The sequence below is a fragment of the Streptomyces sp. NBC_01384 genome, from assembly GCF_045040035.1.
In the GTDB taxonomy this organism is placed as follows: domain Bacteria; phylum Actinomycetota; class Actinomycetes; order Streptomycetales; family Streptomycetaceae; genus Streptomyces.
This window is the reverse complement of record NZ_CP109559.1, coordinates 2831245-2855531: the sequence shown is the minus strand read 5'-3', so window position 1 is coordinate 2855531 and position 24287 is coordinate 2831245. Positions and strand designations below refer to the sequence as shown.

The window sequence follows — 24287 nt, the reverse complement described above, 5'->3', positions numbered from 1 at the left end:
TCAGGACCGGCGGCGGCGTGTCTGCCAGATGGCCGCACCGCCCAGCACGGCCACCGTGGCGATTCCTGCCAGGAGGCCCACCGACGGACCGTGAGGGGTGGGTTCGGCCTTGGCCGGCTCGGAACTCGGGGTGTGTGAGGTCGTGACCTGGTCGCCGCAGCCCGTTCGGGGGTAGCCCGCGATGGCGCACAGGAGGGCGTTGGTGTCGTAGCGGAGGGGCGTGGCGACCGTGGCGAGGGCCTCGGCGGTTGTCGCGTCGGTGGGGACGCGGGCGCAGGCCGTGCGCGGCGTCGGCGGAATCTCGCCGGACGGCGCGTCCGCGGTGGTGCCGGAGTCGATGACCAGGGCCACCCGCTTCCGGCCGGACCGGGCGGGCGTCTTGGCGCAGATGGACGCGAAGTCGGCGTTTCCGCGCGGCTTCGAGGCGTCCTGCGAGTCCGCGCTCACCGCGAAACGGAACCCCTCGACGTCGCCGTCGGACGGCCGTGCGGTCGACGGCCCTTGCGTCGCGTACGTCCACTTCCCGCCGGTCAGGTCCCAGAAGGACCAGTAGCGGTAGCCGACGGCCTGGGCCTGCCCCGCCGCCGTGCCGAGCACGAGGAGGAGCAGGGCCAGGACCCACGCCGCCCTGCCGCGCCGCCTCACGGCTGCGGCTGCTTCTTGCGGGCGCTGATCAGGAAGCCGATGCCGATACCGGCGACGAGACAGACGCCGACGGTCCACCAGACGCCGAATCCCTTGCCGTCTCCCTTGCCGTCTCCCTTGTCGTCTGCCTTGTCGTCGTTCTTGTGCCGCTCGGGCGTGGTGGCCGTGTAGGTGTACGACCGCACCGCCGGGCCCGTCGCGTTGAGCTGCTTGACCAGGTCCGCGCCGCCGAAGTCACGCGGGTCCGTGCCGGTGGCGCGGGCGGCGAAGATGAGCTGGGCGTATGCGGCCGGGCCGGCCTGCGCCGCCCAGGCGCCGGAGTTCTTCTCCAGCCAGGCCAGGGGCCTCTTCGTGTACTTGCCGTAGCCCCCGGCGGCGAGCGCGACGACCGCGTCCGCGGTGTTGCCGTAGTCGGGCTGGTCCTTGGCGCCGGGCATCGCCGACTTCAGGTAGGGCACCTTGAGCAGGGCGTTGTAGAGATAGGACGCGCCATTGCGCGCCGCCAGGTCCGGGGTGAGTTTCCCCTCGTTCGCGCAGATGTGGCCGTACGACTGCGGCTTCGCGGCCGTCGTCACGAACCCCTTGCCGAGGGAGCCCAGCACCGCCGCGGCCGTCGCGTCCGCGTTCGCCGCGAGTTTCCCCCGCTTGTCGGGCTGGTAGGCGAAGCCGCCCGCGTCGTCGGTCTTGGTGTCGCACGCGATCGACAGCTTCACCAGCACGTCGTACGGGGACTTGCCCTCGCCGGACTTCACGTTCCCGGACTTCACGTTCCCGGGCTTCTCGCCCGCCGCGGCCAGCGCCCCGATCACCACGGACGTGGAGTTCGCGTCGCTCGCCCCGCCCGCCGTGTAGCCCCAGCCGCCGTCCTTGTTCTGCACGGACTTCAGCCAGCTGACGGCCCTGCCCGTCGCGTCGTCGTGCCCGCCGAGCGCGGTGAGGGCCTGTACGGCCGCCGCGGTGTTGTTGGTGTCGACCATCGTCTTGGCGTCGCACTTCGCCGTCGCGTCGGCGCGGTACGCGGGGAAGGCGCCGGTCGCGCACTGCTGCCCGGCCAGCCAGTCGACGGCCTTGGCCGCGGGCTTCACGCCGACGGTGTGCTGGGCGAGCAGCGCGAGGGACTGCCGCCAGACGCCGTCGTAGGTGGGGTCGGTGGTGCCGTAGAGGCCGGAGGGTATTGATGGGGAGGGTGAAGGCGAGACGCCTTCGGCGACGGCGGCCGGGGCCAGGGCCGTACCGATCGCTACGGTGGCGGCCAGTACCGCGGCGCTGCGGCGAACAATCATGACTCTCCCTGCGGGGAGCCGGGCAGCACCGGGCACGGCTTGGCCCGAGCGGCTCCGGCCCCGTATACCTCGACGGTGCCGGCCACCGACGGGCTGCCGATGGCACGAGCCGGTCACGTCCCGGACGAGGCGATCCGGCTTACCACCCGACAGGGCGTGGGCGGTTCACGGTTGCGGGTCAGCGCCGGAATCGCACCGGCTTCTCCGCGTACGGGGGCGATGACGACCTGCTTACTGTACTCGCCCGTAGGAATCGCCTGAGGGGTCGGCAACCGCTCGCCGAGGTCGGCGCACGGGATGGCGTACGAGGAGGGGCTCGACTACGCGGCCGGGGGTGACTGACGGGGTTCGACGACGGGGGTGGGTCCGCCGAACGGCAGGAACAGGGTGCGGGACGCGAGCAGCCAGGTGTCGCCGACCTTGCGGAAGGTGTCTTCGATGGGGGTCCCCCCGCTCGAGCGAAGCCGAGAGTGGGGGAGGCCGATCTGAACGGGAGGTCCGGCCGGGACCATGCCGCCGGTGTGGCCGTCGACGCGGTAGGTGGTGAAGTACGAGGTGGCACTTGCCTGGGTCGGTGAGGCCACGGTGACCAGGATGTTCGTCATGACGCGCCGCGAGAGCCGGTCGGCGGGGCGGGAGGCGAAGTACGCGCGCAGGGCCGCACGCCCCTCGACGAGCCGGTCGCCCTCCGGCCACTGCCAGACGCCGTCCTCGGTGAACAGCTCGGCGACCGTGCTCGGTTCACCCAGGTCCAGTCGGCGCACGAGGTCGAGGACGAGCCGCTCGCAGGCGCGCTCGGCGAGAAGTTCTTCCATGGGGATCATGGGACCGTTGCTATCAGCTCGGGGCCGCCGCCACCAACGGATTACCAGCCCACGTACGTCCACGTGCTACAGCGCCACGTACGTCACCGGATCGCTGCCCGCCACCGACTCCGCGCGCCCCATCTTCACCAGGCGGCGCACATGGGCCTCGGCCTCCGAGACCGCGATGTTCCTTGAGATGAAGGGGATCTGCTCCCAGGGGCGGTTCCACTCCATGCGCTCGGCGAGCTGCCAGGCGGTGAGAGGGGTGGAGAGGAGGGAGAGGAGATCGGCGAGGCGCTCCTCGTGGTGCGCGAGCAACTCCCGTACGCGGCCCGGCGCGTCGGTGAAGGCGTGCTGGTGGGCCGGGAGCACCTCGGCCGGGTTCAGCCGGCCGACGCGCTCCAGGGCGTCGAGGTAGTCGCCGAGGGGGTCGGCGACGGTGGCGTCGTCCGGATCCTCGTACAGACCGATGTGCGGAGTGATCCGCGGAAGCAGATGGTCGCCGGAGAAGAGGCGGCCGTGGCCGGGGAGCCCGGCCGGGTGGGTCTCCTCCAGGTGGAGGCAGACGTGGCCCGGCGTGTGGCCGGGGGTCCAGATCGCGCGCAGGCGCCGGCCCGCCAGGTCGAGGAGTTCGCCGGGGACGATCTCGCGGTCGGGGAGCGCGGGGGCGAAGGCGGGCAGGCCGGTGGAGAGCCGTGTCGTGCGCGCCTCGCGCAGGAGCGCCACGTGCTCCTCGGGTGCGCCCGAGGCCACCAGCTTGTCCATCATGAAGGCGAACCAGCGCTCGGGCCGGTTCTCCCGCGTCCGCCGTACGATCGCGGTGTCCAGCGCGTGCATCGCGATCCACGCCCCGGAGGCCTCCCGCACCTTGCCCGACAGACCGTGGTGGTCGGGGTGGTGGTGGGTGATGACCACGCCGTGCACCTCGGCGACGGCGATGCCGCAGGCGGTGAGCCCGGCGGTGAGGGTGTCCCAGGAGGTCGGGTCGTCCCAGCCGGTGTCGATCAGCACAGGGCCCCGGTCGGTGTCGACGAGGTGGACCAGCGTGGTTCCCAGGGGGTTGTCGGGGATGGGGACCTTGATGGACCGTACGCCCCCGCCGTGATCGGTCACCTGCGTCATCGGTTCCCACCTATCGCCGTGTACCGGCCACTATAACTAGAACCCATTCCAATGGGTGCCCAAAACAACCGTTGGGGCTCACCTCGCACCCGTGGACTCCGTCGGCGGGACCTGGTATCAGTTCTCCTATCTGATGAAGCGTCAGATGAAGCGGCGGATGACGTGTCGGGGAAGCCCGTCGGGGAGGCGGTCGGTCATGACCGAGCTCGTGGAACACGGACAGCTGTTCATCGGCGGGGAGTTGACGGACCCCCTGGGCAAGGACGTCATCGAGGTGATCTCGCCGCACACCGAAGAGGTCATCGGACGCGTCCCGCACGCCTCCACCGGCGACGTCGACCGGGCGGTCGCCGCCGCGCGCAAGGCCTTCGACGAGGGGCCCTGGCCGCGGATGAGCCTCGACGAGCGGATCGAGGTCGTCGCCCGGATCAAGGACGCGATCGCCGTCCGGCACGAGGAGATCGCCCGTGTCATCTCCTCCGAGAACGGCTCCCCGTACTCCTGGAGCGTCCTCGCGCAGGCCCTGGGCGCGATGATGGTGTGGGACGCGGCGCTCACGGTCGCCCGCGGCTTCACATACGAGGAGGCACGCGACGGAGTGCTCGGGCGCATCCTCGTCCGGCGCGAGCCGGTGGGCGTGGTCGCGGCCGTGGTCCCCTGGAACGTGCCGCAGTTCGTGGCGGCCGCCAAGCTCGCGCCCGCGCTGCTGACCGGCTGCACCGTCGTACTGAAGCCGTCGCCCGAATCCCCCCTGGACGCTTACCTCTTGGGTGAGATCGCCAAGGAGGCCGGGCTGCCGGAGGGCGTCCTGTCGATCCTTCCGGCGGACCGCGAGGTGAGCGAGTACCTGGTCGGGCATCCCGGCGTCGACAAGGTCTCCTTCACCGGGTCGGTCGCGGCCGGCAAGCGCGTGATGGAGGTGGCCTCGCGCAACCTCACGCGCGTGACGCTGGAGCTGGGCGGGAAGTCGGCGGCCGTGGTGCTGCCCGACGCGGACCTCGCCACCGCCGTCCCCGGGATCGTCTCGGCGGCCTGGATGAACAACGGCCAGGCGTGCGTCGCGCAGACCCGCATCCTGCTGCCGCGCTCGCGCTACGACGAGTTCGCGGACGCCTTCGCCGCCGCGGCGAGCGCCCTGGTGGTCGGCGACCCGCTGGACCCGGCGACCCAGGTCGGCCCGCTGGTCGCGAGGCGGCAGCAGCAGCGCAGTCTCGACTACATCCGCATCGGCCAGGAGGAAGGCGCCAAGATCCTCACCGGCGGCGGCCGCCCGCCCGGCCTCGACCGCGGCTGGTACGTGGAGCCGACCCTCTTCGGCGACGTCGACAACTCCATGCGGATCGCCCGCGAGGAGATCTTCGGACCGGTGATCTGTCTGCTCCCCTATGGAGACGAGAGCGAGGCCGTGAAGATCGCCAACGACTCCGACTACGGGCTGAGCGGAAGCGTCTGGACGGCGGACGTCGCGCACGGCATCGAGGTCGCGCGCCAGGTCCGTACCGGCACGTACTCCGTGAACACCTTCAGCCTCGACATGCTCGGGCCCTTCGGCGGCTACAAGAACTCCGGGCTGGGGCGGGAATTCGGGCCCGAGGGGTACGGCGAGTTCCTGGAGCACAAGATGATCCACCTGCCGGCCGGCTGGGAGGCCTGAGAATGGGCGACCGCTGGGGGGTCGAGGTCGACCGCTCCGTCTGTATCGGCTCCGCCCAGTGCGTCCACCGGGCCCCGGACGCCTTCCGCCTCGACTCCGCCATGCAGTCCCACCCGGCCGAGGCGGAGACCGACGCCAACGAGAAGATCCTCGCGGCGGCGGAGGGCTGTCCGGTGGAGGCCATCATGATCACGCTGCTGGGGAGCGGGGAGCCGGTGTTCCCGCCGGAGGACTGATGCCGGGCGTGGCCTTCGGTCGGGTGGCGGGCGGGGCCCTCAGCCGGGCGTCGCCCTCTGCCGGGAGAATCCGGAGAATCCGGAGAATCGAAAAAATCCGGAGAATCGAAAAAAAGTCCCTCTTTGGGGGGTTCCATCCGGCGGTGGGCGTTCTATCCTAGAAGTGGCCTACGGGGCGAGTGAGGGAGTCCAACCGGAGTAGCCGACTTTGGCGAGAGGCAGCAACTTCCGCCGGGGCCGACGTCGACGGTCGGGCTGAGAGGCCGGAAGGTAGCGGTTGGACCGGATGGCGACCCCCATTACCTGATCCGGATCATACCGGCGAAGGGAACCCGTCTCGTAGGTTCTTCGTGTGCGCGGGGGTCTTTCGTGTGCGCGGGCGTGGCCCAGGGCCTGCCTTCCGGGCAGGCCCTGGCGCTGTTTCCCTAGCGCTGTTCGCCCGGGTCCGTCAGGTCGATCAGACGGCACACCGTCTCGATGTCGATCTTGACCTGGGCGATGGAGGCGCGGCCCGAGAGCCAGGTGATCAGGGCCGAGTGCCAGGTGTGCTCGATGACGCGGACCGCGGACAACTGGGCGGGGCTCGGGTCGTCCAGGCCCATCGCGTCCAGGATGATCACGGTGGTCTGCCGGGACACCTGGTCGACCTCGGGGCTCACGCTGCGGTCCGCGAAGGTCAGCGCGCGGACCATGGCGTCGGCGAGGTGCGGCTCGCGCTGCAGGGCGCGGAACGCCCGCATCAGCGTCTCCGCCACCCGCTCCGCAGCCGTGTCCCCGGTCGGCGGCTTCTTGCGCAGGGTGCCGTGCATGTGCTCCAGCTGGTCCTGCATGGTGGCGACCAGCAGATGGACCTTCGAGGGGAAGTAGCGGTAGAGCGTGCCGAGGGCGACCTGCGACGACTCCGCGACCTCGCGCATCTGCACCGCGTCGAAACCGCCCCGGCTGGCCAGCTGCGCGCTCGCGCGCAGAATCCGGCGGCGGCGGGCCTCCTGACGCTCGGTGAGCGGGGGAGAGGCGGGCTGCGCGGCGGGCCGAGCGGGCTTGGGTTCCACCTTGACTTCCGCAGGCATGGGTCCCGTTCCGTGGGTTCAGCTGGAGGAGCGACGAGACAGCATGGCAGACACTTCCGTAGGTCAGAACACATCCGTCCCGACGCTTCCGTCGTGGCGCGGATCACCTGATCCACTGCTCACGGAGGCGCTACCTGCCGGTAGATTCAGTGCTCCTCGAACGATCAAGTCTGAAACTTGTTCTAGATTAGCGTCCCGGCGTAATCTCGCGGGAAAGTGCAGGGAGAAGGGGGCCGTAAGTGACCGCTGAGGCCATGGAGGCGGGCCCCTGGGCGGGCGCGGCCACCAACGGTGACGGACCGTTGCGCATCGCGCTCCTGACGTACAAGGGGAACCCGTTCTGCGGCGGTCAGGGCGTGTACGTACGGCATCTCTCGCGCGAGCTCGCCCGCCTCGGCCACCGGGTCGAGGTCATCGGATCCCAGCCGTACCCCGTGCTGGACGAAGACCTCCCCGAGCTCAGCCACCACCTCAGCCTCACCGAGCTGTCCAGCCTCGACCTGTACCGCCAGCCGGACCCCTTTCGCACCCCGAAGCGCGAGGAGTTCCGCGACTGGATCGACGCGCTCGAGGTCGGCACGATGTGGACCGGCGGCTTCCCCGAACCCCTGACCTTCTCCCTCCGCGCCCGCCGCCATCTGCGCGCCCGGCGCGGGGACTTCGACGTCGTGCACGACAACCAGACCCTCGGCTACGGGCTGCTGGGTGACGTGGGCGCGCCGCTGGTCACCACCATCCATCACCCCATCACCGTCGACCGGCAGTTGGAGCTGGACGCCGCCGAGGGGCGCCGCCGGCGTGCGTCCGTGCGCCGCTGGTACGCCTTCACGCGCATGCAGAAGCGCGTCGCGCGCCGCCTGCCGTCCGTGCTCACCGTCTCCGGCACCTCGCAGCAGGAGATCGTCGACCACCTGGGCGTCGCCCGGGACCGTATCCACGTGGTGCACATCGGCGCGGACACCGACCTCTTCTCGCCCGACCCGTCCGTGCCGCAGGTACCGGGCCGGATCGTCACCACCTCCAGCGCTGACGTCCCGCTCAAGGGGCTCATCCACCTCGTCGAGGCGCTCGCCAAGGTGCGCACCGAGCACCCCGGCGCCCACCTCGTCGTCGTCGGCAGGCGAGCCGAGGACGGGCCGGTCGCCCAGGCCATCGAGCGGTACGGCCTCGAGCGCGCCGTCGAGTTCGTCAAGGGCATCTCGGACGCCGAACTCGTCGACCTCGTACGGTCCGCCGAAGTCGCCTGCGTGCCCTCGCTGTACGAGGGGTTCTCGCTGCCCGCCGCCGAGGCGATGGCCACGGGGACGCCGCTCGTCGCCACCACCGGCGGGGCGATCCCGGAGGTCGCCGGACCCGACGGCGAGACCTGCCTGGCCGTACCGCCCGGCGACTCGGGAGCGCTGGCCACCGCGCTGAGCCGGGTGCTGGGCGACCCGGAGCTGCGGGTGCGGCTCGGCTCCGCCGGACGCGCGCGGGTACTGGACCGCTTCACCTGGGCCCGCGCCGCCGAGGGCACGGTGGCCCACTACCGCGAGGCCATGGCCCGCTCCACAGCAACAGCAACAGCAACAGCAGCAACAACTCCAGCAACTCCAGCAACTTCAGCGGCAGCTGTCGGCGGCGGAGCCGATGACGTCGCCGAAGAAATAGTCGTACCCGACCGCGAAAGCAGGGCCACGTGCTGACCGTCGACTTCTCCCGGTTCCCGCTCGCCCCGGGCGACCGCGTACTGGACCTCGGATGCGGTGCCGGCCGGCACGCGTTCGAGTGCTACCGGCGCGGCGCCCAGGTCGTCGCGCTGGACCAGAACGGCGAGGAGATCCGCGAGGTCGCCAAGTGGTTCGCGGCGATGAAGGAGGCGGGCGAGGCCCCGGCCGGCGCCACCGCGACCGCGATGGAGGGCGACGCACTGGCACTGCCCTTCCCCGACGCGTCCTTCGACGTCGTGATCATCTCCGAGGTCATGGAGCACATCCCCGACGACAAGGGCGTCCTCGCCGAGATGGTCCGGGTGCTCAAGCCGGGCGGCCGTATCGCGATCACCGTGCCGCGTTACGGACCGGAGAAGGTCTGCTGGACGCTGTCCGACGCGTACCACGAGGTCGAGGGCGGCCACATCCGCATCTACAAGGCGGACGAACTGCTGGGCAAGATGAAGGAGGCCGGGCTCAAGCCGTACGGCACCCATCACGCCCACGCCCTGCACAGCCCCTACTGGTGGCTGAAGTGCGCCTTCGGCGTCGACAACGACAAGGCGCTGCCCGTGCGGGCGTACCACAAGCTGCTGGTCTGGGACATCATGAAGAAGCCGCTGGCCACCCGGGTCGCCGAGAACGCGCTGAACCCGCTGATGGGCAAGAGCTTCGTGGCGTACGCGACCAAGCCCCACCTGCCCGTCGACACCGCCGCGGTGAACGCTTCGTGACCACGCCCCGGACAGAACACCTCGTCCTGCCCGGGGTCCTCACCGCCGAGGAGGCCGCCGCCACGGTGCGGGCCATCCTCGGGGTGCAGCGACCCGACGGCGCCATACCGTGGTTCCGCGGGCACCACCTGGACCCGTGGGACCACACCGAGGCGGCCATGGCGCTGGACGCGGCGGGGGAGCACGAGGCGGCCGAGCGGGCGTACGAGTGGCTGGCCCGGCACCAGAACCCGGACGGGTCCTGGTACGCCGCCTACGCGGACGGGGACTTCGAGGACGTCACCGACCGCGGCCGCGAGACCAACTTCTGCGCGTACATCGCGGTCGGCGTCTGGCACCACTACCTGGCCACCGGCGACGACACCTTCCTGGACCGGATGTGGCCGGCCGTCTACGCGGCCGTGGAGTTCGTGCTGCAACTCCAGCAGCCCGGCGGGCAGATCGGCTGGAAGCGCGAGGACGACGGCACGGCGGTCGAGGACGGCCTCCTGACCGGGAGTTCGTCCATCCACCACGCACTGCGCTGCGCACTCGCCATCGCCGAGCAGCGCGAGGAGCCGCAGCCGGACTGGGAGTTGGCGGTCGGCGCGCTGCGGCACGCGATCCGTCGGCACCCCGAGCGGTTCCTCGACAAGGACCGCTACTCGATGGACTGGTACTACCCGGTACTGGGCGGCGCGCTGTCCGAACCCGAGGCCAAGGACCGGATAGCGGAGGGCTGGGACCGTTTCGTGGTCCCCGGGCTCGGCGTGCGCTGTGTGGTCCCCAACCCGTGGGTGACCGGCGGTGAGTCGGCCGAACTCGCCCTGGCGCTGTGGGCCGTGGGCGAGTCCGACCGTGCCCTGGAGATCCTCCAGTCCATCCAGCACCTGCGCGATGCGAAGACCGGCCTGTACTGGACGGGCTATGTCTTCGACGCCCGCACCGTCTGGCCCGAGGAGCTCACCAGCTGGACGGCCGGCTCCCTCCTCCTCGCCGTCGCCGCGCTCGGCGGCGACGAGCCGACCTGCGCGGTCTTCGGCGGCGAGCGCCTGCCGCTGGGGCTCGACGCGGAGTGCTGCTGAGAACCTGTCCGGACGCGGACGCGCCCTGTCCGGACGCGTCCGCGACGACCCGTTCGGGTCGCTCAAGTGGCGCAGTCACCGCACTCGGGTGAGGCTGCCGGGAGAGCCGTGTCTCCCGGAAACCGGGAGAACCGTTCCCTTCCCCGGAGGACCCCGTGCCTGTACCGATACGGCGCCTCATCGTGGCGCTGACCCTCTCCTGCGCTCTGCTCGCCGGTGCCACCGCCTGTGGCGGTGACGGCGGCACCCAGGACACGGCCGCCGTCGTGGCGACCGCCACCACCCCGTCCAGCACCAGTTCCATGGAGAAACAGAAGCTCTCCAAGACCCGCTTCGTCGCGAACGCGGGCCTCGCCGCCGGAGCCACCTACCAGTGGATCGTGAAGCCCTGGAAAGCCGGCAAGTTCAAGAAGGGCGCCCAGGGCCGCAAGCGCGCCCTGGTCAAGGCGGGTGTCGCCGGCGCGTTCGCCTACAACCGGCTCAAGGCCGCGGGCAGGAACGCCCAGGGCGACCCGGCGCTCTCCAAGGCCATCGCTCCGCTCACCGCGGGCATCGAGGCCCTCAAGAACCTGCCGTCCAAGCTCCGCAAGGGCGACGCGACGGACGCGACCGTGGGCTCCTATGACGACATCATCAACAAGGTGAAGGACGCCGGCAAGAGCGCGGGCGCCCCGGTCAAGGACCAGGTGCCGTCGGCCGGACAGCTGGCGGGCGGCTAGGAGCCATCCGGCGTACAGGCCTAGGAGTTGAGGTCCGCGAGTACGCGGAGCGAGTGAGGGTCCGGGGACAGTGCCAGCAGGTCGGTCACCGGGCCCTTGCGCCACAACTCCAGCCGTTCGGCGATGCGTTCGCGCGGGCCGACGAGTGAGATCTCGTCGGCGAAGGCGTCGGGGACGGCGAGTACCGCTTCCTGCCGGCGCCCGGCGAGGAAGAGCTCCTGAATCCTGCGCGCCTCCTCCTCGAACCCCATCCGCGCCATCAGATCGGCGTGGAAATTGCGCGCCGCGTGTCCCATCCCGCCGATGTAGAAGCCGAGCATCGCCTTGACGGGCAGCAGCCCCTCGGCGACGTCGTCGCAGACGCGGACGTGGGCCATGGGCGCGATGAGGAAGCCTTCGCGCAGATCGGTGAGCGCGGCCTCGTACGCCTGGGGGCGGGTCGGCGACCAGTACAGCGGCAGCCAGCCGTCCGCGATACGGGTCGTCTGCGCCACGTTCTTCGGACCTTCGGCGCCGAGCAGAATGGGCAGTTCGGCACGGAGAGGATGCGTGATCGGCTTCAGTGCCTTGCCGAGTCCCATGCCATCGGCGCCCTGGTACGGGTGGGAGTGGAAGCGTCCGTCGAGTTCAACGGGCCCTTCGCGCCTGAGGACTTGGCGTACGACATCGACGTACTCCCGGGTCGCGGTCAGCGGCGACTTCGGGAACGGGCGCCCGTACCAGCCCTCCACGACCTGCGGCCCCGACAGCCCGAGGCCGAGCATCACGCGCCCGCCCGAGAGATGGTCGAGGGTGAGCGCGTGCATCGCGGTGGTGGTGGGGGAGCGGGCGGCCATCTGTGCGACGGCGGTGCCCAGTTGGATACGGGTCGTCCGCGCCGCGATCCAGGTGAGGGGGGTGAAGGCGTCCGAGCCCCAGGACTCGGCGGTCCACACCGAGTGGTAGCCGAGCCGTTCCGCCTCCTGGGCGAGCGGCAGGTGGTCCGCGGAGGGGCCACGCCCCCAGTAGCCGAGTGCGAGCCCGAGCCGCATGTCGTCCCCTCCAGGCACCAGTCAGTCAGGTTCTGACGTTCCGTCAACTGTCGTCCCGCCAGGCGACTGTACGACAACGGCCCCCCGCCCGGAAGGACGAGAGGCCGTACAGCGGTGGTACGGGGGAGCGGGTGCCGGCGTCAGCCGCGCTGGATTCCCGAGGTGTCCTGCAGCACGCCGCGGCGGCCGTCCTGCGTCTGCGCCACCAGGCTCGGACCGTGCTGCTCGACGGCCAGGTACCAAGTGCCCGGCGCGAGTTCGGCGATCGGTGCCTGGGAACCGTCCTCCGCGAACAGCGGACGCGGCACCGGCACAGCGAACCAGAACGGCGAGAAGTCCCCCGCGGGCTGCTGAGCCTGCGCCTGCTGCGGCTGCGGCTGCGGCTGCGGCTGGCTGGGCTGAGCACCGAACGGCTGCGGCTGAGCGCCGAAGGGCTGCGCCTGCTGCGGCTGAGCGCCGAAGGACTGCGCCTGCTGCGGGGCCTGGGCGCCGGGGTAGCCGTAACCGCCGGGCGGCTGGGCGCTGTAGGGCTGCGGGGCGGCGGGCTTGGGAGCCGGGATGAGGGCGGCCTGGAGGGCGGGGACGAGGGGGGTGGCGATGGCGGCGGCGGCGAGGACCAGAGCGCCGATCAGGCCCAGGATCAGGCCGGAGCCCGCACCGACGTTCGAAAGTCCGGTGCTGTCGCTGAACGCGCCCAGTGGATCGACGATGGTCCAGAACGAGGTCCAGGCCGCGAAGATCGCGAGTGCGACGCCGACGGGACCGAGCTCGAGGCCGAGGACCTTGCGGGGCTGCGGGAGCGCGCGGGAGACAACGATCAGAGCCGCACCGATGATGCCGCCGACATACATGCTCATCACAAGGCCCAGGTTGTCCCAGGCGTTGGGGATGTCGCTGCCGGAGCTGTCGTACGTGTCGAGAAACGACGCGATGAACAGCAATACCGCTGCTCCGATCACCACGCCGTCGCCTCGAGTGAGGGAGCGGATATTCACTTCAGGGTCCTTCGTCAGTCGTCTCGTCATCGGTGGAGGCGTCGCTGACACCATGTCGCCGTCAGGCTGTGGTGTGAAGCGTGGGGGTGACCCCTCATCGTAGAGACGACACTATCGCCCGTCCGATCAGGGTGTCCGTCGGGTTCGCCCCGGCGATCACTACCCGCGCAGGAAACTCACGATTCCCTCAGAGATCCCACTCGCCGCCTTCTGCCGCCACGCGCCGTTGGTCAGCAACGCCGCGTCCTTGCTATCGCGCATGTTGCCGCACTCGATGAACACCTTCGGAACCGTTGACAGATTGAGACCGCCCAGGTCACTGCGGACGACGAGTCCGGTACCGCCGCCGACGTAGTTGGAGGGCGCACTGCCGGTGTCGCGGACGAAGTTGCCCGCGATGCGCTCGCCCAGATCGCGGGACGGGGCGACGATCGGACGGGTGTCGGCGGCGCCCGCGTGGACGGACGCGGGAAGGATGACGTGGAAGCCGCGGTTGCCGGCCGCGGAGCCGTCCGCGTGGATGGAGACGACCGCGTCGGCGTGCGCCTGGTTGCCGATCCGGGCCCGTTCGTCGACGCACGGACCCCAGGAGCGGTCGCCGTCCTGGGTGAACTTCACGGTGGCGCCCTGCTGTTGCAGGATCGTACGCAGCCTGCGCGCGACGTCGAGCGTGAACCGGGCCTCCGTGTAACCCGCGTTGGTCGACGTGCCGGTGGTGTCGCACTCCTTCCAGTTCGTGCCGATGTTCACCTTGCGGTTGATGTCGGCGGTGTGCTGGAAGTTGCCGGGGTTGTGGCCCGGGTCGATGACGACGACCTTGCCCTTGAGGGGGCCGGAGGCGGCGGGCAGGTCCGACGCGGAAGGAGTGGCGGGAGTGGCGGGAGTGGACGGGTCGGAGAGCGTCGAGCTCGGCGGCTTCCCGTCGTTCGTCCCGGACGCGGTCGGTGTCCGTGCACCGGCGGCGGACGAGGACTCCGGCGCACTGGACGAGGACGCCGCCTTGTCGGACGCACCGCGCCCGCCGCCCGAGTCCCCCACCGCCTGCCACACCAGCCATCCCGCCAGCGCGGTCGGCACCAGCGCGGCGACCGCCACGGTCGTCGGGCCGCGCCGGGAGCGGCGCGGCTGGGGAGGATCGAAGTCAGGGCCTACGTACGACACGACTGCCACCCTAGCGGTCGTCCGTGGTGTCCACACGGTCCATGGAGAGTGCGGAACGGGCGAGCCGGAGCCTCTGAAGTCGACTCCGGCCGCCAGTTCTGTGAGATGTGTGTGAGACGTCGGCCGATCTGTTCAGGAGTTCTGGTCTGTCTTCGGCGTCGCGCTCTTTGCGGATGCGGGCGATGTACTCCCGCGACCAATCCACCGAGCGAGCGATGCGAGCGTTCGACTCGCCTTGGTCGAGGTGTTTATGGATGGCCGCCTCCAACCTGCTGGTCGGAGGCATCCCCGGCTCCGGAAAGACGTCCTGCGCGCTCGCCATCGTCCTCGGTGTCGCCCTCGACGCCACCGCCGAGCTGTGGATCTATGAACTCAAGGGGTCGGGCGACCTCGACGCGGTCAAGCCCGTCTGCCACCGGTACGTGTCCGGCGACGAGGACGAGGACCTGGAGGCCGCTCTCGGCGGGATGCGCTCGGGGATCGCCGAGTACCAGCGCCGCGCCAAGTTCATCAAGTCCCTGCCCGCCAGCGAGGTCCCCGACGGGCGCCGTGTCACCCGTGCTCTCGCCGAGAAGTACCCGGAGCAGCAGCTCGGCCCGCGCGTCATCGTCATCGACGAGGTGCAGGAGCTGTTCACGCACGCCGATTACAAGGAAGAGGCTGCGGCCCTGGCAACCCGCCTGATCAAGAAGGGCCGCGCCTACGGGATCATCCTCATCCTGCTCACCCGGAACCCCGACGCCCCGTCCCTGCCGTCCTCCGTGTCCAGCTCCGTCGGCACCCGCCTGTGCCTCGCCGTCATGGACTGGCGCGCCAACAACAACGTCCTCGGGACCGGCGCCTACGACCGCGGCCTGCGCGCCACCGACATCTCCATCGACGAGCAGGGAACCGGCATCCTCGCCCGCTGCCGCGAAGGCATCACCGTGCGCGCCGCGTTCATCAAGCAGACCGAAGCCGAGGAGATCGGCAAGCGCGCCCTCGCGCTGCGCACCGCGGCCGGCACCCTTACCGGGCAGGCCGTCGGCGCGCAGGTCGAAGAGCAGGACGTCGAGACGGTCGTCGACCACGTCCGCGCGATCTGGCCGGACGGGGTCGACTCGGTGCACTCCCATCGGCTCGTCGAGGCGCTCGCCGCGTACCGGCCGGATCTGTACAAGCCGTGGCTGGAGATGGACGCGGCAGGCGCGTCGACAGCCCTCAGCGCGGCGCTGAAGCCGTTCAAGGTGGCCACCCGGCAGCTCACCATCCGCGAGTGCTGCGGCGGCGCCAAGGGCGTCCGGTACGCCGATCTGCCCGCCGCCGAGGACGGCGAGTAGGGCCTTCAGACCGGTTTCGGATCAAGCCTGTGGTTTCACCTTGATCCGAAACCGGTTTCGCCCCCGATATCGGTCGTGAGCTGGGAAGTTTCGAGTTTCGGGCCCACCCCCACGAGGCCGGAAAGCCCACTGAAACGCCCCCGGAGACACGCCCCGCAGTCGATATCGCTGCCGCATCAGCGACCAGCCGTTCGGCCCAGCCCACCTGGCGGTCAATCAGATGATCACTACCGTTGATCGAGGAGGATTCCTCCCGCTTCACCCCATTCAGTCGACCGCAAGAGGAGACATAGATGTCCACTCGTGGACTGCTCACCGGCACATTCCTGACCGGAACGCTGATCGCCGCGACGATCGCAGCGCCGGCCGCCATCGCAGCCCCCGCGCCCGCCGACCCCGCCGCCAAGGCTCCGGCCGCCGCTGTACCGGGGGCCGCTGCTCCGGTGCCGGTGACGTCCATCACGTGTGACGGCGACACCTACAAATGCACCGCCAAGCTCCAGTACGGCGACGGCCGATGGGTCGCTACGTGGAACGTCAGCGTCGTCCGCCAGTGACATAGCGACGGCCCTCGGACGGGAGACGCGAAACCGTCACGGGGGCCGTCTGCTGCCCACCCCCGCCGTCAGCCGGCTGCGGGTCGGCCGGCGGGCGCACAACGCGTGGCGCCGCACTCACGACGCTGGCACCCGGTGAGCAAGCTGGTAACGCCAGAGGTCGGGCCCCGACGGCGACCCGCAGACCGCTCAGGTCAGCGCGAACCGCCGGGCCCGATCCTCCGTGTAGACGCTGTACTCGTCAGAACTCAGGATGCGGACAGGAAGCCTCTTGACGATCGGCGTGATGCCATCGGCCACGATCGTTACGACAAGCGCGGTCGCGCCGGGCAACAACTCCTGGACATCGCCGAGGTCCAGGCGCGGCAGGGTGCGGGACCACTGGCCGTGGACGATGCTGTCCGTGCCGCCGTCCCACTGGATCTGTGTCATCCCGACGGTGGTGACGAAAGCAATCTGTTCCCAGCCCGGCTGCTCTCCCCGGCCGCCGAGGCCCTCGAGTTCGATCCGCACGCCCGGGTTCTTCGCCGCGTAGGTACTCGAATTCGTCAGCGTCACGGTAGCGAGACTCTGTTTGAAGTTGGAGATCCTGCGCTGCTCGCCGCTGCTCGCTTCGTCATCGTCGCCCGACGCCGCTACGAAGACGGGTTCGTTCGGGAAGCTGAAATTGAAGGTGACCGCGACATCCAGAGAGGGGAGGCCCGTGGCCGCCCTGTAGGCCAGCAGCGCCAGGAATGCGGCCACAGCGGTCAGGATGCAGGTGTCGATCACCAGCGCGGTATTCACGATGATTGCTCGGTCGTCGGTGTGCAGTCCCAGCTTCCAGCCGCCGAGAGTGGCTCCGAGGACAATGACCGTGCCGACTGCGACTGTCGCGAGAGTCATGACAGTCGTCAACAGACGGTGGTTACGCAGGAGTTTCACGGCTGGAGTGTTCCACGTGGGGGCGTTATTCGCGCCCTGATCCACCGATCCGATCGCACACACCTCCCGCCACGCGTGACGCCCTGTTGTTCCTGTCCTGCAGGGGGTTACGGTGCGCCCCCAGTGCACCGCTGACCGCGCATCCGAAGGAGAAGTTCATGTCGTACGCCGATGACCCCGAGCGGCTCGCCCGTCTGCTGCGGGACCTGGCCCGAGCCCTCGAAGACAGCGGGGTCAACCCCGTCGGGGCGAGCAACGAGCGACACCTGATGGACGATGCGATCCGCGCAGCCAACGAGCTGGACCCCGACCGCGGCACGCCGGGACGCGGCCACCTCGCTGCCTTCTGACGGACCACCCTGGCCCGCTCCTATTGCGCGCAATCCACCGGCGCCGCTGCGTCCCCGCAATCCGGAGCAATCCGCCAGCGGCCCGGTGGAGCCCCGCGCATCCTGAGATCTCCAAACCGACCAGACGGAGGACGACATGACGCTCAGGTTCATCGGCACGACGAGCGACGATGGCGACTGCCCGACCCTGTACGCGATCCCCGAGACCGATGAGTACCTCGTCCAGGGCGAACGCGAGACCGACCCCGAGCACCTCGTCGCGCTGCGGGACGTCAAGGCGTCCGAGACCTTCGTACGGGTTCCGCGTTTGCTCCTCACCCGCTACGCCCCTCGGGCCGAGGCTTCCGAGCTGGTGCCGTTCGCCGAGGTGTCCCATCTCTTCCGGGAGTTCCGGCACACGGCATGGCGTCTTGAGACCCGCCGGGGCTACGCCTCCGACCGCAACAGCCCGAAGTGGGCACGCTTCCTGGCAGGCGAGGACATCGTCGCCGACCCGGACAACGCGTGGCGTGAGAACGTCCGCGCGCAGACGGCGCAGGGGAAGCGGTTTGAGCGCGTGCGCCTGGTCGACGCGCCGGCCACCCAGGGGCAAGAGTTCCTGCTCGCCAGCGGTCTCGGGAACGTCGCCGCGGGCGAGGACATCCGCAACCTCCCGCGCGCCGAGGCCGAGCGGCTGCGCCTGCCGGACTTCGACTTCTGGCTCTTCGACTCGAAGACCCTCGTACGGTTCGCGTTCGACGACAACGACACCACCCTCGGCGTGTACGTCACCGAGGACCCTGCCGAAGTACTCGCCGCGTGCCAGGCCAGGGACACCGCTTGGCACTTCGCGACCCGTACCGCCGAGTTCCAGCAGCAGGTACGTTCGGCCATGTGAGCACGGACTTCCAGTCGTCGCGAGAGGCCCTCGGTGCGCGGCTGCGCGAGCTGCGCACCGAGGCCGGCATGGAGGGCAAAGACCTTGCCGCGAAGCTCGGTTGGCAGGCGTCGAAGGTCTCCAGGATCCAGAACGGCAAGCAGACACCCACCGCTCCCGACATCGCCGCGTGGGCGCAGGGAGTCGGGCGCCCGGATGCCGAGGCTGAACTCCAAGGACTGCGCGCCGGACTGGAGATGAAGCACCGGTCCTGGAGGCGGCAACTCGCCGGCGGGCACCGCGGCCGCCAAGAGGTGGCCATCAAGGAGACCGAGGCCACGCAGACGATCCGCGGCCTGGAGGTCTCCCGGATCCCGGGACTGTTCCAGACTCCGGAGTACGCGCGCGCCATCTTCGACGCGAACGCGGAGTTCCGCAGCATCCCGTCGACCACCGAGGCCGCCGTCGCTGCGCGCACCCGCAGGCAAGAGGCGCTGTACGAGCCGGGCAAGAGTTTTCAGTTCCTCGTGTGCGAGGCCGCGCTCTACCACCGGTCTTGCCCTGCGGACGTGATGGCCGAGCAGCTGGATCGGCTGTACAACATCGTCGGGCTGCGGTCGGTGGAGCTCGGCATTCTCCCCTTCGGCGCGCAGTTGCGGCGTACGGCTCCGCACGCCTACTGGATCTACGACCGGCGGCTCGTCATTGTCGAGACCATCAGCGAGGAACTGTGGCTGACCGGCGAGGACGACATCAGGCTGTACGAGCGGGCATGGGATTGGCTCGCCGAGTCTGCTGAATACGGGCCCCCTGCACGGCGTCTTATCGGCCGCGCGAGGGCGTCTCTCGACCTCGCCTGAGCAAGCAGCCCCAAGCGGGGCACCTACGCGAGCAATCCGGCGCAATCGATCAACGGAAGCGCAATCGGACTGCCTACGGTCCTGGTCATGGCCACAAAGCCCGCCCAATCGCTTCGGCAGGCAGGACAAGACTGGCTCCTCTCCTGCACCGCCAGCCCGACCGCCGTGAAGCGCGCCTGGGCTTCCGAAGAACTGGCCGCATTCACCACTGGCGAGTACTGGAGGGCAGCTGAGGCGCCACTCATGCCATCCGTGGAAGCCATGAAGCGCATCGGCAACCGCCTCGGCCCCGTCCTCGCGGACGTGGAAACGGGCCTCGCGTGGTGGCTCCTGCCGACCACCGTCGGCGACGAACTCGCGGACGTCCGGCAGCTCACCGTCCGCCCCTCGGGCTGGGCCCTGAAGTGCCCACCAGCGGCTTACGCGCTGCACTGCCGCCTGTGGCTGGAGCCGCCCGACGGATCTGGCCGGCTGACCGACCCTGTCCTCCTCGGCGCCGCACTCGGCCCCGGCGGCGGGCCCCGACTCTCTGCGGAGGCATTCGGATGACCACGACCACAGCACCCGAGACCACAACCGTCGAGGAGGAGAAACCGCCCGCGATCGGGAAGCTGCTACTGAAATCGGCGACCCACCCTCGCGACAAGGCTGCCGTCCAGGCGCTCGTCGACGAGGGCAAGCTCCTCGAGCGGGGCAACGTCCGTACAGCGCTGGTCGTGGAGAACGAGAAGGGAAAGCTCGTCTGCTCCTGGGAGCGCTTCGGCAACCGCCTGTACGGCCTCGGCCTCGACAACGCCGAGCGGGCGTTCGTGGACCTCGTGCTGTCGATCGCGGGCCCGCATCAGACCGGCCTGGCCCGGGTGATGGAATTGGATGACCGGCGCCTTGCGATCATCCTGCGCGCCATGATCCAACTGTCCGGCTGCGACACGATCGCGGTCGGCACGCGGATCTGAGCTCTCGCCGTCGGCTCCCCTGTCCGGCTGCGAGAAGGGGCGGCCGCTCGATCCCAATGTCGGGCGGCCGCCGCACGAACGCCCGCCCGTCCCCGCACCCCGTAGCTCTGGGGATCGGCGGGATCAGGCCCCGGCCGGACGCCGATCCAGCCGGGGCCGCTCCCGTAGATCAGGGCTTCGACAGATACTCCAGAGCCGCAAGGCCCAATCCAAACGCGATGACGACAACGCCGGATCCAGTTGCGACAGCTTGATAGATCGACTTCCCTCCGACCGCATGCGCAAGGATTCCGGCGACTAATCCGGCGACCAGAGCGGCCAAGGCTGCGATCACCATGTACAGCTGTTTCAGATTCCGCGACTCCTCAGGATCGCTACGGCGACCACCCGAGTCGGACGAGTGCACTGACACGTTGACCCCCCAGACCGCAGCAACGACTTGCTGCCTATGCCTGGTTCTATGCCTCTGAGTAACTGTGCTGGAGTTCCACCGTGTAACGAATGCCCGGGATATAGCGGACACTATGTAATGTAGTGATCAAGGAAAACGCTTGGACAAAAATACCCATAAGAACCATTCGGCAGCATCGAGTGCACCCCGGCTATGTCACGGTAAGTTACCGAGATGTAGAGGCGTTACAAATCAAAGCTGGGGCGCCGAACCCGCGGAATTCTCGCCCCCCTGCCGTGCCGTACACATGCCGTACAGCCGCAAAAAAATGCAGGTCACGGGTGCCCAACCGCATCCCCTATGCGGTTCGGGGGTTGCCCCGAGATACGGCGCCCGCCCGTGGGGAACGGGAGATTCTTGAATCGGCTGCTCCAGGCGGAGGGTTGGCGGCAGGATCACGCCGTGATCCAGTTTCTCAGCGGTGCCGGTACGACGATCCTCAGCGCGATCCTGACCTGGTCCGTGACGACGGCCACCAGGAAGCGCGCCGACGCGAAGGCAGACCGGGCCACGGTGCGGGCGCAAGCCGACGCCCTGATCGTCGCGGTCTCCGAGGTACGCGCCATGGCCAGCACCAACAAGCTGCTGTGGGGCAGTTGGAAGGAGACTGGTCGATCGTTCCTCCTGGCCCTCCTGGCAGGCGCCGGCGGGCTCGCACGTACCGCCGCAGTCGCTCCCCGGGACGACCGCGGGGAGCGGTTGGCCATTGCTGCCGGACTCGGCGCGGCAGCGGAAGTCATCAGCCGGGACCGACGAGAGCAGAAGCGGGTGGACGGTGCACTCATGCCGGCGATGACCCGAGTCGTCGCCGCGGCTGCTCCGCTGCTGCGGCACCCTGACTCGGGGGTAGCTGCTGCCACGGAACAGTTGTTCGCGGCAGTCTTCGAGATCGAGGCCACGGAGGCACTCGATACCGCGCTGCACCAGTTCGGGCGGGCGGTGGTGCCGGTGACGACCGCGCCGTCATCTCGTTGGCGGCGATTGAGGCCCGGACGCGCCCGGCAGGCCATCGGGAGCGCCCGGGACGGCAGCACCGACGCGTAGCGCGGCCCCTGTCCCCGAGTCACTCGGAGGGCTTCGGCCCCATCCGACGAGCCATCCGTGCGGCCTGCTCCGGGGGTACCAGCTGCACCCTGCGGCGGAACATCCCCTTGACCTCGAAGAAGCAGGAGAACTTCCCATGCGGGCCGATCGCTCGGCACTCGTACAGGCCGGTGCCGGGGAGCGGCCATCCGTAAGGCTGGTCGCGGCCACGGCTGAGGAACGTGCGGGCGTACACGTACTTCTCGTTCGTGCCGCGGATCTTGGCCACCCAGCCGGCCATGGACTCACAGACGAGACGCTGCGGCGTGATGGACACCCCGGGAAACACCGCGGCAGGGTCAGCGGTAGCGAGGTCGACGGGGATATCGAGTGCCGCTGTGGATGCAGCCTTCTGCTCGGGCGTGGCGTGTGCAGACCCCTGGATGAGGGCCGATGCCGTGCCAGGCCATCAGCGGAAAACTGCAGCGGGTTCCCTTGGTCGTTGTCTTCGTGCACTGGCTCACGCGCCCCCCTATCTCCCGTGGCCCTACCTGCTTGGGAGCCGGGGCCTATCGGAGGCCCCGGCAGGTCCCGAGCACCCTCAACGGCGGGACAGCGCGAGCGTAACCGGCCTCGCCGAGGGGCTGTCAGCCGAGCCCGTCCACGGCCGTCTTGTAGGCCGCGGTCTGCGCCGGGGTCAGGTAGTGCGAGACGCGCACGACGACCGTGCCGTGGACGTAGTCGTATTCGGCGACCGCCGGCATGGCTTTCGCGATGCTCTGGATGTACGCGGCGCGCGCTTTCGCGCCTGCCGGATCGGCGAACACCTCGATGGCGCCACCTCGGTCGACGTCGCCGGGCTGCGTCCCGGACACGTCGGCTGCCGCAATCCGGCTGTCGGTGAACGTGGTCTTCGACGTGTACTGGTTCGGGCGGCCGAGGAGATGGTTCGGATCGTTGGCCGCGGTGACCGTGCCGGAGAGTTTCGCCGAGGCGACCTTGCCGGAGAGCTGTGTGAAAGCGGAGGCGGCGTCGAGCGGCTTGCTGGCCGTCGTACTGGCCTTCCCGTTATCCACGGGCTTCGGTTTGTCGGACGGCCCGCAGGCGGCGAGCCCGGCGAGCAGGACGGCGGCGATGGGCAGGACGAAGCGGCGCACGATGTCCCCCTGGTGGTGCGGAAGTTGCGTGCGGCCACCGTGGCAGTCGTGTACGGAGCGCGTGCGGTTGTTGCCGGAACGTGACGATGGGTCGGCGCCGTGGCTGCCACGGACCGCGGCACACGACGGCGCCCGGCCGCCATGAGGGTGACAACCGGGCGCAGCGTCGCGACGGTGACGGAAACACCAGCGCAGAGGTGGCCTATTCGACGATCCGGATGTGCTCCGCATGCAGGTCGTCATCGTCATCGCCTACGAGCACGTAGGTGACCCTGAGCCCTTCGGCGAGGAAGGTCCCGCCTTCGATGGCCTCGCGTTGGACGCGGGCCTCCCGGCCGTCGTCACCGTCGATGTAGCCGTCTCCGCGAACCTGGTTGAACCATCGGACTACCCCGCTGACTCGCTCGCTCATGCGTGTTGGCCTCCCCGTGCGTCATCAGCCCGTTTCCATTGGGCACTGGCGTTCACCAGATGCCCAGTCCGCACCCGTACCGAACCCTGGCTTCCCGTGCTCGCCCCCATACAGGCCGCCCCACGAGAGCTGCTACGCGACACGACTGCGCCCGGCCGCCATGGGGCACGGCCGGGCTCCACGCTCGCGACTACCTCGGCCACATGCGCCTCCAGGAGCTCACCGAGGACGACGTCGAGCGGTGGGTCGCTTGGCTCCTGGTGTCTGCTCGACGCCGCGGCGGCCCGAAGGGGACCGGACTGCGTACGCCGACCGCCGACGGCGTCCTCGGCCGCTTCCGCGCGGCCCTGCGCTACGCCGTACGCAAGCGGTACGTGGGCCGCAATGTCGCTGAGTACATCGAGGTCCCGCGCAGGGCCCGCAAGGCCGACCGGCGAGAGAACCGGCGAGCCGAGCCCTGGAACGTCGTCGAGGTCAAGGAATTCGTCGTAGGCGCCCGCGAAGACGACTGCGACTCTAACCGTGCCCTCGGATTCCCGCCGCCGTTCGTCGCAGGACGCGTAGCGAGTCGGTCGCCGAGATCTCGGTGAACGCGCCGGATTCCAGGGCCCGGAGGTAGACGCGGTAGGGGGCCTGGCCGGTGAACTCGTCGGCCGGGTCCGGGAACACGTCGTGGATCAGGAGGAGGCCGCCCTCGGCCACGTGGGGGGCCCAGCCCTCGTAGTCGCCGGACGCGTGTTCGTCCGTATGGCCACCGTCGATGAAGACGAAACCGAGGGGGGTGCGCCAGAACGCGGCGATCTGCGGTGAGCGGCCGACCATCGCGACCACCTGGTCCTCCAGGCCCGCCTGGTGGAGGGTGCGGCGGAAGGTGGGGAGGGTGTCCATCCGGCCGATCTCGGGGTCGACCGTGGCCGGGTCGTGGTACTCCCACCCGGGCTGCTGCTCCTCGCTGCCCCGGTGGTGGTCGACGGTGATCGCCGTGACCCCGGCGGCGCGCGCCGCGTCCGCGAGCAGGATGGTGGAGCGCCCGCAGTACGTGCCGACCTCCAGGAGGGGCAGCCCCAGCCGGCCCGCCTCGACGGCGGCCTCGTACAGCGCGAGCCCCTCACGGAGCGGCATGAACCCCTTCGCGGCCTCGAAGGCGGCGAGAATCTCCGGCTTGGGTGCCGCGGGCATGGGGCTCCTCCAGTGTGTGCGGGTCGTGCCTG

Annotated in this window: 28 protein-coding genes and 2 riboswitches; of the genes, 15 read left to right on the top strand and 13 right to left on the bottom strand. The window is 69.8% G+C overall.

The annotated features are described in order from the left end of the window. The 4 genes from OG747_RS12940 to OG747_RS12925 all read right to left on the bottom strand — a co-directional run bounded on the left by OG747_RS12940 (position 1) and on the right by OG747_RS12925 (position 3856). Positions 1 to 645, bottom strand: coding sequence for an SCO2322 family protein (locus tag OG747_RS12940; RefSeq protein ID WP_405879470.1), 645 nt, complete (start codon positions 643 to 645; stop codon positions 1 to 3). Then, entirely contained in the window at positions 642 to 1928 is a 1287-nt protein-coding gene (locus tag OG747_RS12935) for a prenyltransferase/squalene oxidase repeat-containing protein (RefSeq protein ID WP_405879469.1), read from the bottom strand. The genes OG747_RS12940 and OG747_RS12935 overlap by 4 nt, the downstream gene beginning before the upstream one ends. Positions 1929 to 2038: 110 nt before the next feature. Continuing rightward, positions 2039 to 2174: riboswitch (cobalamin riboswitch) on the bottom strand. Positions 2175 to 2248: 74 nt separating this feature from the next. Further along, positions 2249 to 2752, bottom strand: a complete 504-nt coding sequence (locus OG747_RS12930; protein WP_405879468.1) for a nuclear transport factor 2 family protein — start codon at positions 2750 to 2752, stop codon at positions 2249 to 2251. Positions 2753 to 2818: 66 nt separating this feature from the next. Further along, positions 2819 to 3856, bottom strand: a complete 1038-nt coding sequence (locus tag OG747_RS12925) for an MBL fold metallo-hydrolase (RefSeq protein ID WP_405879466.1) — start codon at positions 3854 to 3856, stop codon at positions 2819 to 2821. Between the two features lie 196 nt (positions 3857 to 4052). Here OG747_RS12925 and OG747_RS12920 point away from each other — a divergent pair, with 196 nt between their 5' ends. Then, a complete protein-coding gene (locus OG747_RS12920; RefSeq protein ID WP_405879465.1) occupies positions 4053 to 5510 on the top strand; it encodes an aldehyde dehydrogenase in 1458 nt (485 codons plus the stop codon). A gap of 2 nt (positions 5511 to 5512) precedes the next feature. Next, positions 5513 to 5746: a ferredoxin gene (locus OG747_RS12915; protein WP_405879464.1), complete on the top strand. Its 234-nt coding sequence runs from the start codon at positions 5513 to 5515 to the stop codon at positions 5744 to 5746. A 171-nt stretch (positions 5747 to 5917) separates the two neighbouring features. Then, positions 5918 to 6093: riboswitch (TPP riboswitch) on the top strand. A gap of 78 nt (positions 6094 to 6171) precedes the next feature. On the opposite strand, the gene OG747_RS12910 is transcribed toward OG747_RS12915, so the two are convergent. Next, positions 6172 to 6816 (bottom strand): TetR family transcriptional regulator, encoded by a 645-nt coding sequence (locus OG747_RS12910; RefSeq protein WP_405879463.1) that lies wholly within the window; start codon positions 6814 to 6816, stop codon positions 6172 to 6174. 239 nt (positions 6817 to 7055) lie between these two features. Between OG747_RS12910 and OG747_RS12905 the strand changes: the two genes are divergently transcribed. The 4 genes from OG747_RS12905 (at position 7056) to OG747_RS12890 (ending at position 11024) form a co-directional block, all read left to right on the top strand. Continuing rightward, positions 7056 to 8501 carry a glycosyltransferase family 4 protein gene (locus OG747_RS12905; protein ID WP_405879462.1) on the top strand — a complete coding sequence of 482 codons (1446 nt, stop codon included), beginning with the start codon at positions 7056 to 7058 and terminating at the stop codon, positions 8499 to 8501. Further along, on the top strand, positions 8495 to 9241 hold the full coding sequence (locus OG747_RS12900) for a class I SAM-dependent methyltransferase (protein WP_405879461.1): 747 nt from the start codon (positions 8495 to 8497) through the stop codon (positions 9239 to 9241). The genes OG747_RS12905 and OG747_RS12900 overlap by 7 nt, the downstream gene beginning before the upstream one ends. After that, on the top strand, positions 9238 to 10305 hold the full coding sequence (locus OG747_RS12895) for a prenyltransferase/squalene oxidase repeat-containing protein (protein ID WP_405879460.1): 1068 nt from the start codon (positions 9238 to 9240) through the stop codon (positions 10303 to 10305). Before OG747_RS12900 ends, OG747_RS12895 begins: the two co-directional genes overlap by 4 nt. Before the next feature lie 155 nt (positions 10306 to 10460). Then, entirely contained in the window at positions 10461 to 11024 is a 564-nt protein-coding gene (locus OG747_RS12890; RefSeq protein ID WP_405879459.1) for a hypothetical protein, read from the top strand. Positions 11025 to 11044: 20 nt separating this feature from the next. Here OG747_RS12890 and OG747_RS12885 read toward each other — a convergent pair whose 3' ends face one another. The 3 genes from OG747_RS12885 to OG747_RS12875 form a co-directional block, all read right to left on the bottom strand. Next, positions 11045 to 12055: an LLM class F420-dependent oxidoreductase gene (locus OG747_RS12885; RefSeq protein WP_405879458.1), complete on the bottom strand. Its 1011-nt coding sequence runs from the start codon at positions 12053 to 12055 to the stop codon at positions 11045 to 11047. Positions 12056 to 12195: 140 nt separating this feature from the next. Beyond that, positions 12196 to 13050 (bottom strand): hypothetical protein, encoded by an 855-nt coding sequence (locus OG747_RS12880; protein WP_405879457.1) that lies wholly within the window; start codon positions 13048 to 13050, stop codon positions 12196 to 12198. Positions 13051 to 13209: 159 nt separating this feature from the next. Next, a complete protein-coding gene (locus OG747_RS12875; protein WP_405879456.1) occupies positions 13210 to 14211 on the bottom strand; it encodes an N-acetylmuramoyl-L-alanine amidase in 1002 nt (333 codons plus the stop codon). A 254-nt stretch (positions 14212 to 14465) separates the two neighbouring features. Between OG747_RS12875 and OG747_RS12870 the strand changes: the two genes are divergently transcribed. Both OG747_RS12870 and OG747_RS12865 read left to right on the top strand, forming a co-directional pair. Then, on the top strand, positions 14466 to 15530 hold the full coding sequence (locus OG747_RS12870) for an FtsK/SpoIIIE domain-containing protein (RefSeq protein ID WP_405879455.1): 1065 nt from the start codon (positions 14466 to 14468) through the stop codon (positions 15528 to 15530). Between the two features lie 293 nt (positions 15531 to 15823). Next, positions 15824 to 16087 (top strand): hypothetical protein, encoded by a 264-nt coding sequence (locus tag OG747_RS12865; RefSeq protein ID WP_405879454.1) that lies wholly within the window; start codon positions 15824 to 15826, stop codon positions 16085 to 16087. 189 nt (positions 16088 to 16276) lie between these two features. Here the strand turns inward: OG747_RS12865 and OG747_RS12860 are convergent, their stop codons facing one another. Then, positions 16277 to 17011, bottom strand: a complete 735-nt coding sequence (locus OG747_RS12860; protein ID WP_405879453.1) for a hypothetical protein — start codon at positions 17009 to 17011, stop codon at positions 16277 to 16279. 158 nt (positions 17012 to 17169) lie between these two features. Between OG747_RS12860 and OG747_RS12855 the strand changes: the two genes are divergently transcribed. The 6 genes from OG747_RS12855 (at position 17170) to OG747_RS12830 (ending at position 21528) form a co-directional block, all read left to right on the top strand. Continuing rightward, positions 17170 to 17361: a hypothetical protein gene (locus OG747_RS12855; protein WP_405879452.1), complete on the top strand. Its 192-nt coding sequence runs from the start codon at positions 17170 to 17172 to the stop codon at positions 17359 to 17361. Positions 17362 to 17497: 136 nt separating this feature from the next. Then, positions 17498 to 18238, top strand: coding sequence for a DUF6879 family protein (locus OG747_RS12850; protein WP_405879451.1), 741 nt, complete (start codon positions 17498 to 17500; stop codon positions 18236 to 18238). Continuing rightward, on the top strand, positions 18235 to 19077 hold the full coding sequence (locus OG747_RS12845; RefSeq protein WP_405879450.1) for a helix-turn-helix domain-containing protein: 843 nt from the start codon (positions 18235 to 18237) through the stop codon (positions 19075 to 19077). Before OG747_RS12850 ends, OG747_RS12845 begins: the two co-directional genes overlap by 4 nt. A gap of 243 nt (positions 19078 to 19320) precedes the next feature. Beyond that, on the top strand, positions 19321 to 19626 hold the full coding sequence (locus OG747_RS12840; protein WP_405879449.1) for a hypothetical protein: 306 nt from the start codon (positions 19321 to 19323) through the stop codon (positions 19624 to 19626). After that, the gene (locus OG747_RS12835) at positions 19623 to 20033 is read left to right on the top strand and encodes a hypothetical protein (protein WP_405879448.1); all 411 of its coding nucleotides are present in this window, start codon (positions 19623 to 19625) and stop codon (positions 20031 to 20033) included. The genes OG747_RS12840 and OG747_RS12835 overlap by 4 nt, the downstream gene beginning before the upstream one ends. 853 nt (positions 20034 to 20886) lie before the next feature. Continuing rightward, complete coding sequence (locus OG747_RS12830; RefSeq protein ID WP_405879447.1) at positions 20887 to 21528, top strand: hypothetical protein; 642 nt, start codon at positions 20887 to 20889, stop codon at positions 21526 to 21528. Between the two features lie 19 nt (positions 21529 to 21547). On the opposite strand, the gene OG747_RS12825 is transcribed toward OG747_RS12830, so the two are convergent. From OG747_RS12825 to OG747_RS12815, 3 genes are all read right to left on the bottom strand, one after another. Next, on the bottom strand, positions 21548 to 21844 hold the full coding sequence (locus OG747_RS12825; RefSeq protein ID WP_405879446.1) for a hypothetical protein: 297 nt from the start codon (positions 21842 to 21844) through the stop codon (positions 21548 to 21550). A gap of 310 nt (positions 21845 to 22154) precedes the next feature. After that, complete coding sequence (locus OG747_RS12820; RefSeq protein WP_405879445.1) at positions 22155 to 22664, bottom strand: hypothetical protein; 510 nt, start codon at positions 22662 to 22664, stop codon at positions 22155 to 22157. A 202-nt stretch (positions 22665 to 22866) separates the two neighbouring features. Beyond that, positions 22867 to 23076: a cold-shock protein gene (locus tag OG747_RS12815; RefSeq protein ID WP_405879444.1), complete on the bottom strand. Its 210-nt coding sequence runs from the start codon at positions 23074 to 23076 to the stop codon at positions 22867 to 22869. Positions 23077 to 23135: 59 nt separating this feature from the next. On the opposite strand from OG747_RS12815, the gene OG747_RS12810 reads away from it, so the two are divergent. Then, positions 23136 to 23666 (top strand): phage integrase SAM-like domain-containing protein, encoded by a 531-nt coding sequence (locus OG747_RS12810; RefSeq protein ID WP_405879443.1) that lies wholly within the window; start codon positions 23136 to 23138, stop codon positions 23664 to 23666. Here the strand turns inward: OG747_RS12810 and OG747_RS12805 are convergent. Continuing rightward, positions 23593 to 24255 carry a class I SAM-dependent methyltransferase gene (locus OG747_RS12805; protein ID WP_405879442.1) on the bottom strand — a complete coding sequence of 221 codons (663 nt, stop codon included), beginning with the start codon at positions 24253 to 24255 and terminating at the stop codon, positions 23593 to 23595. The two genes, OG747_RS12810 and OG747_RS12805, sit on opposite strands and share 74 nt — an antisense overlap. Between the last annotated feature and the right edge of the window lie 32 nt (positions 24256 to 24287).

Excerpts from the sequence above, each read along its gene's own strand:
- OG747_RS12840 (WP_405879449.1), top strand. The coding sequence starts at position 19,321 with ATGCCATCCGTGGAAGCCATGAAGCGCATCGGCAACCGCCTCGGCCCC.
- OG747_RS12835 (WP_405879448.1), top strand. The coding sequence starts at position 19,623 with ATGACCACGACCACAGCACCCGAGACCACAACCGTCGAGGAGGAGAAA.
- OG747_RS12925 (WP_405879466.1), bottom strand. The coding sequence starts at position 3,856 with ATGACGCAGGTGACCGATCACGGCGGGGGCGTACGGTCCATCAAGGTC.
- OG747_RS12885 (WP_405879458.1), bottom strand. The coding sequence starts at position 12,055 with ATGCGGCTCGGGCTCGCACTCGGCTACTGGGGGCGTGGCCCCTCCGCG.
- OG747_RS12855 (WP_405879452.1), top strand. The coding sequence starts at position 17,170 with ATGTCGTACGCCGATGACCCCGAGCGGCTCGCCCGTCTGCTGCGGGAC.
- OG747_RS12815 (WP_405879444.1), bottom strand. The coding sequence starts at position 23,076 with ATGAGCGAGCGAGTCAGCGGGGTAGTCCGATGGTTCAACCAGGTTCGC.
- OG747_RS12850 (WP_405879451.1), top strand. The coding sequence starts at position 17,498 with ATGACGCTCAGGTTCATCGGCACGACGAGCGACGATGGCGACTGCCCG.
- OG747_RS12935 (WP_405879469.1), bottom strand. The coding sequence starts at position 1,928 with ATGATTGTTCGCCGCAGCGCCGCGGTACTGGCCGCCACCGTAGCGATC.
- OG747_RS12910 (WP_405879463.1), bottom strand. The coding sequence starts at position 6,816 with ATGCCTGCGGAAGTCAAGGTGGAACCCAAGCCCGCTCGGCCCGCCGCG.
- OG747_RS12810 (WP_405879443.1), top strand. The coding sequence starts at position 23,136 with ATGCCCAGTCCGCACCCGTACCGAACCCTGGCTTCCCGTGCTCGCCCC.
- OG747_RS12865 (WP_405879454.1), top strand. The coding sequence starts at position 15,824 with ATGTCCACTCGTGGACTGCTCACCGGCACATTCCTGACCGGAACGCTG.
- OG747_RS12930 (WP_405879468.1), bottom strand. The coding sequence starts at position 2,752 with ATGATCCCCATGGAAGAACTTCTCGCCGAGCGCGCCTGCGAGCGGCTC.
- OG747_RS12870 (WP_405879455.1), top strand. The coding sequence starts at position 14,466 with ATGGCCGCCTCCAACCTGCTGGTCGGAGGCATCCCCGGCTCCGGAAAG.
- OG747_RS12805 (WP_405879442.1), bottom strand. The coding sequence starts at position 24,255 with ATGCCCGCGGCACCCAAGCCGGAGATTCTCGCCGCCTTCGAGGCCGCG.
- OG747_RS12920 (WP_405879465.1), top strand. The coding sequence starts at position 4,053 with ATGACCGAGCTCGTGGAACACGGACAGCTGTTCATCGGCGGGGAGTTG.
- OG747_RS12915 (WP_405879464.1), top strand. The coding sequence starts at position 5,513 with ATGGGCGACCGCTGGGGGGTCGAGGTCGACCGCTCCGTCTGTATCGGC.